Annotated in this window: 9 protein-coding genes; 5 read left to right on the top strand and 4 right to left on the bottom strand. The window is 73.0% G+C overall.

What is annotated here, in order from left to right; translation table 11 throughout:
• Window positions 1-12: 12 nt before the first annotated feature.
• Window positions 13-801: a helix-turn-helix transcriptional regulator gene (locus ABZX85_RS12345; RefSeq protein WP_355866690.1), complete on the bottom strand. Its 789-nt coding sequence runs from the start codon at window positions 799-801 to the stop codon at window positions 13-15.
• An 82-nt stretch (window positions 802-883) separates the two neighbouring features.
• Here ABZX85_RS12345 and ABZX85_RS12340 point away from each other — a divergent pair, with 82 nt between their 5' ends.
• The 3 genes from ABZX85_RS12340 to ABZX85_RS12330 all read left to right on the top strand — a co-directional run bounded on the left by ABZX85_RS12340 (window position 884) and on the right by ABZX85_RS12330 (window position 3,321).
• Window positions 884-1,702 (top strand): phytanoyl-CoA dioxygenase family protein, encoded by an 819-nt coding sequence (locus ABZX85_RS12340; RefSeq protein ID WP_355865690.1) that lies wholly within the window; start codon window positions 884-886, stop codon window positions 1,700-1,702.
• Complete coding sequence (locus ABZX85_RS12335) at window positions 1,699-1,974, top strand: hypothetical protein (RefSeq protein WP_355865687.1); 276 nt, start codon at window positions 1,699-1,701, stop codon at window positions 1,972-1,974. The genes ABZX85_RS12340 and ABZX85_RS12335 overlap by 4 nt, the downstream gene beginning before the upstream one ends.
• Before the next feature lie 90 nt (window positions 1,975-2,064).
• Window positions 2,065-3,321: a DUF418 domain-containing protein gene (locus ABZX85_RS12330; RefSeq protein ID WP_355865684.1), complete on the top strand. Its 1,257-nt coding sequence runs from the start codon at window positions 2,065-2,067 to the stop codon at window positions 3,319-3,321.
• A gap of 124 nt (window positions 3,322-3,445) precedes the next feature.
• Here ABZX85_RS12330 and ABZX85_RS12325 read toward each other — a convergent pair whose 3' ends face one another.
• Together ABZX85_RS12325 and ABZX85_RS12320 are read right to left on the bottom strand one after the other, a co-directional pair.
• Entirely contained in the window at window positions 3,446-5,071 is a 1,626-nt protein-coding gene (locus ABZX85_RS12325; RefSeq protein WP_355865681.1) for a S53 family peptidase, read from the bottom strand.
• Window positions 5,072-5,190: 119 nt separating this feature from the next.
• Window positions 5,191-7,983: an AAA family ATPase gene (locus ABZX85_RS12320; RefSeq protein WP_355865678.1), complete on the bottom strand. Its 2,793-nt coding sequence runs from the start codon at window positions 7,981-7,983 to the stop codon at window positions 5,191-5,193.
• A 138-nt stretch (window positions 7,984-8,121) separates the two neighbouring features.
• On the opposite strand from ABZX85_RS12320, the gene ABZX85_RS12315 reads away from it, so the two are divergent.
• Both ABZX85_RS12315 and ABZX85_RS12310 read left to right on the top strand, forming a co-directional pair.
• Entirely contained in the window at window positions 8,122-9,240 is a 1,119-nt protein-coding gene (locus ABZX85_RS12315) for an MBL fold metallo-hydrolase (protein ID WP_355865676.1), read from the top strand.
• 35 nt (window positions 9,241-9,275) lie between these two features.
• Window positions 9,276-11,084, top strand: coding sequence for an amidohydrolase (locus ABZX85_RS12310; RefSeq protein ID WP_355865674.1), 1,809 nt, complete (start codon window positions 9,276-9,278; stop codon window positions 11,082-11,084).
• A gap of 13 nt (window positions 11,085-11,097) precedes the next feature.
• Here ABZX85_RS12310 and ABZX85_RS12305 read toward each other — a convergent pair whose 3' ends face one another.
• Window positions 11,098-12,645 (bottom strand): amino acid permease, encoded by a 1,548-nt coding sequence (locus ABZX85_RS12305; RefSeq protein ID WP_355865672.1) that lies wholly within the window; start codon window positions 12,643-12,645, stop codon window positions 11,098-11,100.
• Between the last annotated feature and the right edge of the window lie 8 nt (window positions 12,646-12,653).

The raw sequence follows: 12,653 nt of genomic DNA, 5'->3' as shown, positions 1-12,653 counted from the left end.
GCCGCATGGTACCTACCCGGTACCACGGGGCGCCAGGGAGCCGGGGGAGCCGGCCCGGATCTCGCGCGGGCTCGCCCCGAGCTCCCGCCGGCACGCCTTGTTGAACGCCTGGAGATCGGCGATGCCGACCGCCGCCGCGACGGCGGTCACCGACAGGGTGGACGACAGCAGGAGGTGCCGGGCCCGCTGGAGCCGCCGGTGGCGGATGTACGCGACGACGGTACGGCCGGTCTCGGCACGGAACACCCGCGTCAGGTGGGTGTGCGAGATCCCCACGGCGCGGGCGACGTCCGGCACGGACAGCGGTCCGGCGAGGTGCTCCTCGACATGGGCGCGCGCGGCGGCGACGAAGGGGTGGGCCTGCCCGTCCCCCTCGCTCCCCGGCAGCTCCGCGATCCGCCACAGCGCCGCCCACACCTCGGCCGCGGCCTGCTGGGGCGACGTCGGGACCGCCGTCACCGCGCGCCGCAGCAGATCGGCCAGCCGGGGGCTCTCGGCGCCGGCGTCCCGCATCACGGGCACCGTCCGCGCGGTACCGCCCGCCGGGAGCCGCAGATGGACGTACAGGTGCTCCGACCTGCCCCGGTAGCGGAAACGCACCTCGGTGTCGGGCGGCACCAGGCTGACGTGGCCGGGACGGATCGGGTGGACCGACCGGCCGAGGGACAGGGTGCCCTCGTAGTGGTAGAGGTGCAGCTGCCACAGCCCCGGCAGCCGGAACACGTCATGGGCGGTGGCGACGCCGTGCACCCCGATCCCGGCGCCGACGACGGTGGGCGGCTCGTCGAGCCGGAGCGTCACATGATCCACGAGGACGGAAAACTACCAGCAGTCGACGATTCCAGCCCACGACCGGGGCCCCGGGCGCCCGTACGTTCGTCGTATGTCAACCAGCAGACAACTCCTGACGTCGGTCCAGGTGGCGCGCTTCGTCGCGCAGGGATTCCTGCGGCTGGACGGCGTGGTGCCGGCCGGGATCAACGCACGCGCCGTCGCGGCCCTCGACACGGACCTCCCCGGCGTGCCCTACGGCACCCCGCTCGCGGAGGCGTTCGCCCCGGACACCTTCGTCCACGACCTCCTCGCCCTGCCCGCCGTCGCGGGCGCCGTACAGAGCCTGGTCGGACCCGGTCCGACCCTCGACCACCAGGCGGTCCACGTCCGCGAACCGCACGAGGGACACGCGCAGCCCCTCCACGGGGACGCGATCATCGACGTACGGCCGGACGCCTTCGACATCCAGCTCATGTACTACCCGCACGAGGTGACCGCCGAGATGGGCGGCACCCTCAGCGTCCCCGGCAGCCATCTGCGCCGGATCAACGAGACGGACGTCGGCCGCGTCCAGAACCTCAGGGGCCAGACCCGGCTGACCTGCCCGGCCGGGACGGTCGTCCTCGTGCACCACGGCATCTGGCACAGCGGCCGGCGCAACGACACCGCGACCCGGCGGTACATGTACAAGCTCCGCCTCAACCCGACCGTGCCGCAGGTGCGGCTGTGGGACACCGCCGACCTCCACGACCCGGCGGTGACCGAGGAACTCGGCGCGTACCTGCCCTGGTACGAGCAGGCTTCGGCCCGCCTGGAGATCTACAACCGCGTCCTGCTGTGGCGGGCCCTGACCGGCGACGACTCCTTCGACGTCGAGTACTGGGTCACCCGCGTCACCAACCGCCCCGCCCTCAGGAGCCACGCATGAGACAGCACGTCCTCGTCCTCTACCTGTCGACCTCCGCTCTGGACTCCCCGGTCGTCGGCTGGTCCCGCTACGACGGCACCGCCGCCACCCACCCCACGACCGGCGACAGCGACGAACCCCCCTACCCCACCGGACTCGCCGCCCTCCACGACGGCTGGCGCCTCTTCCAGGCGTCCCAACTGCTGCCGCCCCAGGCCGGACACGAGTACGACGTCTCCTTCCTCAAGCACGAGTTCTTCTTCGAGAAACTCGAAACGGCGGACAGGGGCTGACGTCCGCCGGCCTGCCCCCGCCGGTCGGCGGGGTGCCTCCCACCGACCGGCGGATGGCCCGCCACCCGGCACCCGCGCCAGGTTGGAGCGGTGACCGAGATCGACAGCGCCGGCAAGGCGCCCTTACACCCCCCGCACACACCCGACTCCGCCACGCCGACGCGCCCCACCGCGTCGACGGCACGGCTGGTCGGTGTGGACCTCGCCCGAGCCCTGGCCGTGTTCGGGATGTTCGCCGTGCACGTCGGCCCCTTCCCCACCCCCGGCGGCGGAGTCGGCGACTGGTTCCTGGAGCTGGCCAGCGGCCGGGCCTCCGCCCTGTTCGCCACCCTCGCCGGGTTCTCCCTGATGCTGATCGCCGGCCGCCGCGAGCCGAAGACCGGCGCGGCCGGCCGGCAGGCCAGAACCCGCATCGTCATCCGCGCCGCGATCCTCCTCGTCGTCGGCACCGCCCTCGCCATGACCGATTTCGGCGGCGCGGGCATCCTCAACTTCTACGCCCTGTACTTCCTGCTCGCCCTCCCCCTGCTGAAGCTGCGCGCCAGGACCCTCGCGGCGATCGCCGTCACCCTCGCGGCCGTCACCCCCCAACTCGCCTTCGCCCTGCGCGCGTTGCTCACCGAGTCGGCCGTCCGCACGATCGACGCGTACGACCCCCTCGCCCGCCTGAGCGGCGTGGGCGTCCTGGACCTCGTCCTCACCGGTCTCTACCCGGCGGTCACCTGGATGACGTTCGTCGTCACCGGCATGACCCTCGGCCGCCTCGACCTGGCCTCCGGCACGGTACGGAAACGGCTCGCCGCGGCCGGCGCCGCGATGATCGCGTTCGGGTACGGGGTCTCGTGGCTGCTGCTGCGGGTGACCGGCGGCGCGGGGCACGTGATGAGCGGGGGACCGTCCCCCGAGGACCTCGCGAAGGCGGCGGCCTCGGGGCCGGCCTCCTTCGACATGCCCGTCGGCAGCGGGCTGTGGAACGACGCGTGGGGGCTGCTCGCGGCCGAACCGCACAGCGGCTCCACGTTCGACCTCGTCGGCAGCCTCGGCATCGCGATCACCGTGATCCTGTGCGCGACGCTGGCCGTGGAACGCCTGGAGTGGCTGCGGAAGCCGGCCGCCCCGGTCATCGCCGTCGGCACCATGTCGCTGACCCTCTACGTCGGCCACATCCTGGTCATCCTCGCCCTCCCCGGTGAGTCGGCCGCGCCGCCGCAGTCCGCGTCCACCGCGCTGCTGCTGTCGTTCATCGCCGGGGCCGTCCTGTTCGCCGGGCTCTGGTCCCGCTTCTTCCGCCGGGGACCGCTGGAGCACCTCCTCAGCCTCGCGACCCGTCGGGCGCCGCTGCGCTGAGCCCACGATCCCGGAAGCCACCCCCACGGCTGCCGGTGCACGAGAGCGGGGGCCGGGAGTGAACCCGGTCCCCGCTCTCTCCCCCGTCGGCGTCAGCCTTTGCCGACGTCAGCCCTCGCCGGTCTCAGCCGAGCAGCTTCGTCGCCAGCGTCGCCGCGTTGTACGAGCCCCAGCCGGTCGTGAAGTCCCAGCCGGTCGCCGCCGAGTAGGCGCCGTTGCTGCCGCTGGTGACGTCGTGGAAGCCGGTGCCCTTGGCCGCGTACAGGGAGGGGTTGGCGAAGCCGAGGTTGGCCTTGCCGGCCGCCGACGCCTGCTGGTTGTAGAGGGCCGCGAAGGCCGCCCACTCGGGGGCCGCCGCGCTGGTGCCGCCGACCGAGGACCAGGAACCCTGCGAGTAGATCGAGACACCCGGCGTCGGGTTGGCGTGCGCCGCGACGTCCGGGACCTGGCGGAAGCCGCCGCCCGCGCTCTTCTGGACGGCGGTCTGCCAGCTCGGGATCTTGAAGACGGAGGACTTGCCGCCACCGCCGCCCGACCAGGCCACCTCCTTGCTGAAGGCGTTCGCCGAGGTGACGGTGAGCCGCGTGCCGCCGACGCCCGTGACGTACGGGTCGCTCGCGGGGAAGTCCACGGACGTCCCGCCGTCGTTCGCGTCGTCCGAACCGTCGTCGCCGGAGGCCGCGTAGAAGCCGAGACCCTGCGCCGCGCCCGCCTTGAAGACCGCGTCCACCGCGTTGATGTTGGACGTGGTGCGCGCCGACTCGGCCGCGCCCCAGCTGATCGAGGTGGTCGGGATGCCGCTGTCGACGATCGCCTGGTACGTGTCGACCTCCCCGGCGTCCGAGTTGGGCCCCTCGAAGACCGTCACGTTCGCCTTGGGGGCGATCGCGTGCAGCACCTCGATGTCCAGCTCGACCTCGACCTGCCCGTCACCGAGCGCCCCGGACCCGCCGTCGACCTTCTGCACGGTCGGCGTGGGGGAGCCCAGGCTGTAGTTGTTGTCGTACTTGGTGATGTTGGACTGCTGGAACCCGTCGAACTCCAGCAGCGCGATCTTCTGCCCGGTGCCGGTGTACGTGCCGGACACGTTGTAGCCGCCCTTGAGCTGCGCCGGGGTGTAGCCGCCGCCGGGGCCGTCCTTCGGGGTGACGGTCCGGGAGACCGCCTGGTGGTGGAGCTGGACGCGGTTGTTGAGCCCGGCGACGTCGCTGACGAGCGAGGCGATGGCGGAAGGCAGCGTCGGCGCCGCCGAGTTGGCGTAGAAGGCGCGGCCGGTCGCCGCGTCCTTGTACGTCGCGAGCGTCGTGCCGAACGCCTTCTGGAGCTGCGCGGCCGTACCGCTCGCGTCGACGAGGAGGTTCCCGGCGTGCACCTTGCCGACCGTCAGGCCCTGCGCCCGCAGGTAGTCGGTGACCTGCTTGACCTCGGCGTCGCTGCGCCCGAAGCGCGCCGCGAACTGGGCCTTCGTCAGGTAGTGGCCGTACGCGCCCGACTTCGGGTCGCTGACCTTCGCGACGAACGTGTCGAGTGCCGTGCCGCCTCTGGGAGTCAGGCTCACGGCCACGGATATCCGCTTGCCGGCGGCGACCTGGCCGGTGCGGGCTGCGTCGTGGCCGAGACCCTTGAGGACGTCACCGGCGATCGCGGCACGCGCCGTGTGCGGGGCGTCGGCGGCGTGGGCGGCGGGGACCGCGACCGTCAGGAGAGCGGGTACGGCGACCAGACCGAGCAGTTTCAGGCGTGACTTCACCGGGTCCTCCGGGGAGTGGGGGTGGTGTCCCGAAGCGGAACGGCTTCACCGTAGGAAGAACGGCCCCACCCCCATAAGCGGGGGAACCCTTGCGTCACGTGTTAACGGACGATGTCACGTCAACGGCGTGTGTCGAAACGCCGGTTGTGCGCCCTGCTCGCCTGACCGGCCGTCACGACGGGGACGACGACCCGGTCGTCGTCGGGCGCGTCCACGGCGGCGCCGGACGCCAGCACGGCGACCGCCATCGCGTGCGCGAGCGCCGTCCGCGACCGCACCCCGACCTTGCGGTAGACCCGCGACAGCGCGCCCTCCACGGTCTTGACGCTGATGAACAGCTTCGCGGCGACCTCCCGGTTGGTGGCGCCCCCGCCGACCAGCTCCGCGATCCGCGCCTCCGTCGGCGTCAGCCCCGGGCTCTCGCCGCGCTCCCCGGACTCCAGCCGCGCCAGCTCCTCCCCGGCCCGCACCGCGAGGGGCACCGCGCCGATCCGGGTGGCCGTCTCCAGCGCCTCGCCGAGCGCCGCGCGCGCCGCGCTCTTGTGCCGGGCCCGCCGCTCGACGGTCCCCAGCGCGATCAGCGTCCGCGCCAGGTCCACCGGCAACGGCAGCCGTCGCAGCCGCTCGACGGCCGTCCGCAGCCGTACGACGCCCTCCTTCGCGTGCCCGAGCCCCGCCGCCCGCAGCCCCTCGGCCCGCTCCAGGGCCGCCAGCGCGCTCCCCGGCATCCCGGCCGACGTCCGCGCGCGGGCCTCGTCGAGGACGGCACCGGCCTCCTCGCACTCGCCGAGCACGACCAGTGCCTCGGCGAGGTCCCCGTACCAGTGCAGCAGCGGCGGGTCGGCGGCGCCCATCGCGGTGCCGAGTTCGCGGACCCGCTGGAGCGCCTCGACGGCCGCCGCCGCGCCGCGCGGGTCGCCGGTGAGGAGTTCGGCCTGGCCGAGGACGGCGAGCGCGCGCACCAGGAACAGCCGGTCGCCGTCGGCCTCCGAGGCGGCGACCGCCTCCCCGGCGAGCCGGCGGGCCTCGTCGACGCCGCCGCCGACGGTCGCCGCGAGGGCCTGCGCGTACAGCGCCGGGGCGGTCCGGACGTCCGTCTCGCAGCGGGCGGCGGTCAGGCGCGCCCCGTGGCAGTCGCCGGCCCGCACCTGGATACGGGCCAGCGCGACCAGCGTCGCCGTCGTCTCCTCGACCCCGGCGACCTCCCCGATCACCGCGAGGAGCCCGGCGACCTGCTCGCGGGCCTCGCCGACCCGGTCGGAGTCGAGGGCGAGGATCGCGCGCATCCGGATCAGCCCCCAGCCGTCGGGACCGCTGCCGTGACCGCCCGTCAGCGCGAGCGCCTCGTCGATCGCCGCGCCTGCCGCGACCGGCTCGCCGGCCAGCGACAGCACCCGCGCCAGCGTGGCGAGCGCGCCGACCCGGGTGTCCGTGTCGCCGAGGACGGCCGCCTGCCGCGCGTGCCGGGCCGCCGGCGCCAACTCCCCGCACAGCAGCCCCCGTACGGCCGCCCAGTGGTGCAGCCAGCCTTCGGCCTCCGCGTCCCCGGCGGCGTCCCGCAGCCCCTCCTCGATCAGGCCGTGCGTCCCCTCCAGGGCCTGGCCGGCGCTGCGCAGCAGCACCACCCGGGCCCGCGCCCGCTGCCGTGCGCGCCCCGACGCGGCGAGCACCGCCTCGGCGGCCTCGCCGGCTTCCTCCTGCCGGCCCGCGTCGCACGCGTACCCGGCCGCGAGCAGCAGCCGTTCGGCCCGCTCGGCGTCGCGTTCGCCGGGGGTGCGGTCGGCGGCGAGCCGGGCCAGCGCGAACGCCGCGTCGGGTTCGCCCTTCCCGCGCGCGTACTCCGCCGCTGACACCAGCGTGCGCGCGGTGTCCTCGTCCTCGTACGGCCGCGCGTAGGCGAGATGCCGGGCCCGCTCGACCGGTTCGGTGACCGCGCGCGCCAGCAGGGAGTGCGCCTGGCGGCGCTCGTGCTCCGAGGCGTCGGTGTAGACGGCGGCCCGCAGCACGGGATGGGCGAACCGTACGGTCCCGTCGGCGCCGGCCGTCGCGACGCCGAGCCGTTCGGCGTCCGTGAGGCCGTCCTCGGGGCTGCCGGTGGCGCGCAGGACGGTGAGGGTGGGGTGTTCGGCGGCGCTCGCGACGAGGAGGGTGCGGCGTGCGGTGTCCGGGAGGCCGGCCAGCAGCCGGGCGCGCAGCCCGCGGGGGACGTGCGGCAGCGGGCCGAGCAGCGGGGAGTGCTGCAACTCCAGCGCGTACGACGGGTTTCCGGCGGCGGTGTCCTGGAGCGCGCGCAGCACGTCGGCGGGGAGACCGGCGCGGACGACGCGGGCGACCTCGTCCGGGGTGAGCGGCGGGACGCGCAGGACGGCGGTCCCCGGCGGGCAGCACTCCAGCCGCTCGGGCCGCTCCCCGTCGGCGACGCGTTCGGCGGCGAGGACGCGCAGACCGAGGCCGTCCGCTCGCCGCGCGACGAACGCCAGCACCCCGGCGCTGTCGGGGTCGAGCCACTGGAGCCCGTCCAGGACCAGCGACACCGGCCCCTCGGCGGCCAGTTCGCGCACGACGTCGAGCACGGCGACCCGTACGGCGAGCCGTCCCCGGCCGTCCTCGGGCTCCTCGCCCCGCAGCAGCACCCCCCTCAACGCCGCCCGCAGCGGCGGCGCCAGCGACTCCAGCCGGCTGTCCGGGACGCGCGCGAACAGGTCGAGGAGCCCGGCGAACGGGAGTCGCGCGTCGTCCTCGGCGGGGGCGCAGTGTAGGACGGTGCCGCCGCGGACCTCGGCCACGAGGGTGTGCAGCAGGACGGACTTGCCGATTCCGGCGGGGCCGTGGAACAACACCCCGGCGCCTGCGGAGAGTTCGGCCCGAGCGGTACCGAGCAGCGCTGGGCGGCCGGTCTCGGGGCTGATCATGTGTTCATGACAACGCGGGGGGATCGGGTTGTCAATCAGCGTCCGGGAAAGTATTGCGAGCGGAGATAGTTCGTGTGAGTATCATCGTCACACGGACCATTCGCAGTGCACCCTTGGGGTGTGCGAGGAGGAAGACCCATGGCTGAGAAGCTGACACGCAGAAAGATGCTCGGAGGGGCCATCGCCGTGGCGGGCGGCGTCACGGCCGCCGGACTGCTCCCCGCGGGCACGGCCGCAGCCGCCGGAAACCTCCCCGGCGCCGCCCGCGCGGACATCGAACACCCCGGCTACGTCCTCGACCCGCTGGACGCCTCCACCTACCTGCCGCTCCCGGCGGCGGCGAAGATGCCGGTGTACCCCGCGAAGGGGTACCTCCTCGACGACCTCGGCGGCGGAGCCTACGGCGTGCGCACCGCGGGCGGCTCCAACTCCATGTTCCTCGTCACCGGGGAGGGCGTCGTCGTGGTCGACGCGCCCAACGGCGCCCTCGTCAAGGCCGCCATCGCCGAGGTCACGAAACTGCCGGTGACCCACTTCGTCTACAGCCACTCGCACGGCGACCACACCGGCGGCGCGGCCACCTTCCTCACCGCCAACCGCAAGGGCACCAGCCCCGTCTACATCGCCCACGAACAGGCCGCCGCGCGCATCAAGCGCGCCGCCGACCCGCGCCGGCCCGTCCCCACCAAGACGGTCAAGGGCGACCGCTACGTCCTCAGGACCGGCGGCGAGCGCCTCGTCCTCGACCACCACGGCAACTTCCACTCACCCGGCGACCTCTTCATCTTCGCGCCCCGGCAGAAGGTGCTGATGCTCGTCGACGTCATCGCCCCCCGGTACGCGCCCTACTTCCAGCTCGGCCACACACCGGACGTTCCCCTCTACATGACCGTCTCCGACATCGTGCTCGGCTACGACTTCCGCACGTTCGTCGGCGGCCACGCCCACCACTACGGCACCCGGCGCGACATCGAGACCTACGGCAAGTACCTCGACGACCTCTACCGCACGGCCCGCAAGGTCTTCATCGAGGGCAGGGTCGACTTCTCCCGCCTCGAACCCGGCAACGCCTGGGGCGGCTCGCAGCTCTTCTACGGCACCCTCGCCCGGCAGACCGCCGAGCAGATGCCCAAGCACTGGCTCACCGAACTCGCCGGAGCCGACCTCTACGTCGAGGGCAGCGCCCGCGCCCTCCTCTACAGCTTCTGGACCGACTACGCCCCCTTCCCCGGCGGCCCGAACGACCCGAACCGGTGACCGGACCCACGCTCCGAGCGCAGAAAGGCCCCAGGATGTCCGACGAAACAGCCTCCGGGCGGCACCTCTCCCGACGCGGCGCGCTGGCCGTCGCCGGCGCGGGAGCGGTCGCCGCCACGCTGCCCGGAACACAGACCGCGACCGCGAAGCCGGCCAGGCGCACGGCGGACGTGATCCTCGTCAACGGCCGCGTCACCACCCTGGACCGCGCGAAGTCCTCGGTGTCCGCACTCGCGGTCCGCGACGGGCGCGTCCTCGCCACCGGCGGCGACGCCGAGATACGCCGGTTCGCCGGACGCGGCACCCGCGTGATCGACCTGCGCGGCCGGCGCGTCGTCCCCGGACTCAACGACTCGCACACCCACATGATCCGCGAAGGTCTCATCTACACCAGCGAACTGTCCCTGGCCGGCGTCACCTCGGTCGCCGACGCCCTGCGCCTGATCAGGTTCCAGGCCGACCGCACCCCCGCGCCGCAGTGGATTCGCGTCGTCGGGAGCTTCACCAAATGGCAGTTCCGCGAGCAGCGCCTGCCCACCCTCGCCGAACTCAACGCCGCCGTCCCCGACAAACCCGTACTCCTGCTGCACCTGTACGACCGCGCGCTGCTCAACCAGACCGCCGTCCGACTCCTCGGGATCACCGGCGACACCCCCGTCCCGCCCGGCGGCCAGATCGAGCTGGACGCCGCCGGTAACCCCACCGGCCTGCTGCTGGCCAAGCCCAGCCCCGTACTCCTGAACGCCACCCTGGCCCGGCTGCCCGCCCTCGACCCGGAGAGCCAAGTCCTCTCCACCCGCCTCTACATGCGCCACCTCAACGCCCGGGGCGTCACCAGCATCACCGACGCGGCGGGCGGCGGCACCCTCTACCCGGACCACTACAGCGTCGTCAACCAGCTCCACGCGCAAGGGGAGTTGACCGTCCGGATCGGCTACCACCTCTACCCCCGCGCCCCCGGCAGCGAGTTCGACAACTTCAAGGAGTTCGTCGCGACGACGAAGCCCGGCGGCGACGGTTTCCTCACGATGGCCGGGGCGGGCGAGGTCGTGGTGTTCGACGCGATCGACTTCGAGAACTTCGAGGAACCCCGGCCGAACCTGACCCCCACCATGGACGCCCGGCTGCGCGACATCCTCGCGCTGTTCGCCGAACACGAGTGGCCGTTCCGCCTCCACGCCACGTACGACGAGTCCGCCGTACGGCTGCTGGACAACATCGAGCGGGTCTACGGCCCCACCGGACCCGCGAGCGGCTTCATCATCGACCACGGCGAGACCCTCACCGACGCGACGATCGACCGCATCGCCGGACTCGGCGGCTCGATCGCCGTCCAGCACCGGATGGCGTTCCAGGGCGAGACGTTCCGGCAGCGCTACGGGGCGCGCGCCGCCGCCCACACCCCGCCCGTCCGCCGCTTCCTGCGCAGCGGCGTCCCCGTCGGCCTCGGCACCGACGCCACCCGGGCGGCCAGCGACAACCTGTGGATCGCCCTGTACTGGATCACCACGGGCCGCACCCTCGGCGGCACCCGCCTCTACGGTCCCGAGAACACGCTGGACCGGGTCGAGGCCCTGCGGCTGCTCACCCAGGGCAGCGCCACCCTGTCGAAGGAGAACGGCGACAAGGGGACGCTCACGCCCGGAGCCCTCGCCGACCTCGCGGTGCTCACCGAGGACTACCTGAAGGTCCCGGACGCGCGCATCCCCGGCATCGAGTCGGTGCTCACCATGGTCGACGGCCGGATCGTGCACGCGGCAGCGGAGTTCAGCGCGCTGAATCCTCCGCTGCCCGCCGTGCGGCCGTCCTACTCGCCCCTGCTGACCGGGGCGAACCGGCTCTGAACCCGGCTGCGGGTCAGCCGCCCGTCAAGTCGCGCTCGATGGCCGCGAGTTCCGCCGCCGACCCCTGCACCCGGGGACCCGTGAACCAGTTCCGCGCCGACACCAGCCACCACACGCCGGCGAACCCGAGCACGATCAGTACGGCGATCGGCGCGTAGTTGAAGGACTTGGCCGTGACGGGACTGACCTGCGGGAGCATGAAGAGGACCGTCACGAACGCCACCCAGGTGACGGCGACGACCGCGACGGGCCTGCTCCAGCGGCCCAGCTGCCAGGGACCGGCGACGAAGTCGTCGCCCTGGCGCAGCCGCAGGTAGATGGGGATGACGTAGGCGATGAACAGGCCGATCACCGCGATCGAGGTCACGGCGGCGTACGCGGTCGGGTTGATCAGGTAGGGCAGGCCCAGCAGGAACGCGCCGCCGGAGGCGAGCCAGACCGCGTTGGTGGGCGTGCGGGTGTGCTCGCTGATGCGGTGCCAGATCTTCGAGCCGGGCAGGGCGCCGTCCCGGGAGAAGGCGTAGATCATGCGGGAGTTGGCGGTCACCGACGACATGCCGCAGAAGAACTGGGCGCCGATGACGATGAGCAGGAGCAGTTTGCCGCCGGTCGCGCCGAGCGCGTCGAGGAAGATCTGCACCGGCGGCACCCCGGTGCTGCTGCCGAGGGCGCCGTCGTAGCTCTGGATCGCGAAGGTGACGCCGATCAGCAGAATCCAGCCGGCGACGAGGGAGATGAGGATGGAGTTGACGATGCCGCGCGGGCCGGAGCGGGCGGCGTCGCGCGTCTCCTCCGTCATGTGCGCGGAGGCGTCGAAGCCGGTCAGCGTGTACTGGGCGAGGAGCACGCCCAGCAGGCAGACGTAGAGGCTGGAGCCCCAGCCGGTGTTGTTGACGAAGTGGCCGAAGACGAACCCGGCCGACTGGTGCCTGCTGGGGAACACGGCGAGGGCGAGGACGACCACCGCGACACCGGCGACCTGCCACCACACGCTGATGTTGTTGAGCAGGGCGACGACCCTGACGCCGCGCACGTTCAGCAACGCGTGGATCAGGAGGGTGATGCCGAACAGCAGGACGGTGTGCCCGGGGGTCGCGGCGAAGCCGAACTGGAGGTCCAGGAAGGCGTTGAGGAACTGGGCGAGACCGAAGTCGATGCCGGCGGTGACGGCGACCTGGCCGAGGAAGTTGAACCAGCCGGTGAACCAGGCCCAGGCCGGCCCGTTGCTCTTGGCGAGCTTGGCGGCCCAGTAGTAGAGGCCCCCGGCGGTCGGATAGCTGGAGCAGACCTCCGCCATGCCGAGGCCGACCGTGAGGGTGAGCAGACCGACGATCGGCCAGCCCCACACCATGACGGCGGGGCCGCCGGTGTTCATGCCGAAGCCGTACAGGGTCATACAGCCGGACAGGATGCAGATGATCGTGAACGACACGGCGAAGTTGGAGAACGCCGACATGCTGCGTTCGAGTTCCTGCGCGTAGCCGAGTTCGTGCAGGCGGGCCTCGTCGTCGCTCATGGACGGTCTGGCGGCGTCGCTCTGCTCTGTGTTGTCGGAAGCCATGGGGTCCC

Origin of the sequence: Streptomyces sp. NPDC004539, from assembly GCF_040610055.1 — a bacterium.
Lineage (GTDB): Bacteria > Actinomycetota > Actinomycetes > Streptomycetales > Streptomycetaceae > Streptomyces.
This window is presented reverse-complemented; position numbering and strand designations above follow the sequence as displayed.

Excerpts from the sequence above, each read along its gene's own strand:
- ABZX85_RS12340 (WP_355865690.1), top strand. The coding sequence starts at position 884 with ATGTCAACCAGCAGACAACTCCTGACGTCGGTCCAGGTGGCGCGCTTC.
- ABZX85_RS12335 (WP_355865687.1), top strand. The coding sequence starts at position 1,699 with ATGAGACAGCACGTCCTCGTCCTCTACCTGTCGACCTCCGCTCTGGAC.
- ABZX85_RS12320 (WP_355865678.1), bottom strand. The coding sequence starts at position 7,983 with ATGATCAGCCCCGAGACCGGCCGCCCAGCGCTGCTCGGTACCGCTCGG.
- ABZX85_RS12315 (WP_355865676.1), top strand. The coding sequence starts at position 8,122 with ATGGCTGAGAAGCTGACACGCAGAAAGATGCTCGGAGGGGCCATCGCC.
- ABZX85_RS12310 (WP_355865674.1), top strand. The coding sequence starts at position 9,276 with ATGTCCGACGAAACAGCCTCCGGGCGGCACCTCTCCCGACGCGGCGCG.
- ABZX85_RS12305 (WP_355865672.1), bottom strand. The coding sequence starts at position 12,645 with ATGGCTTCCGACAACACAGAGCAGAGCGACGCCGCCAGACCGTCCATG.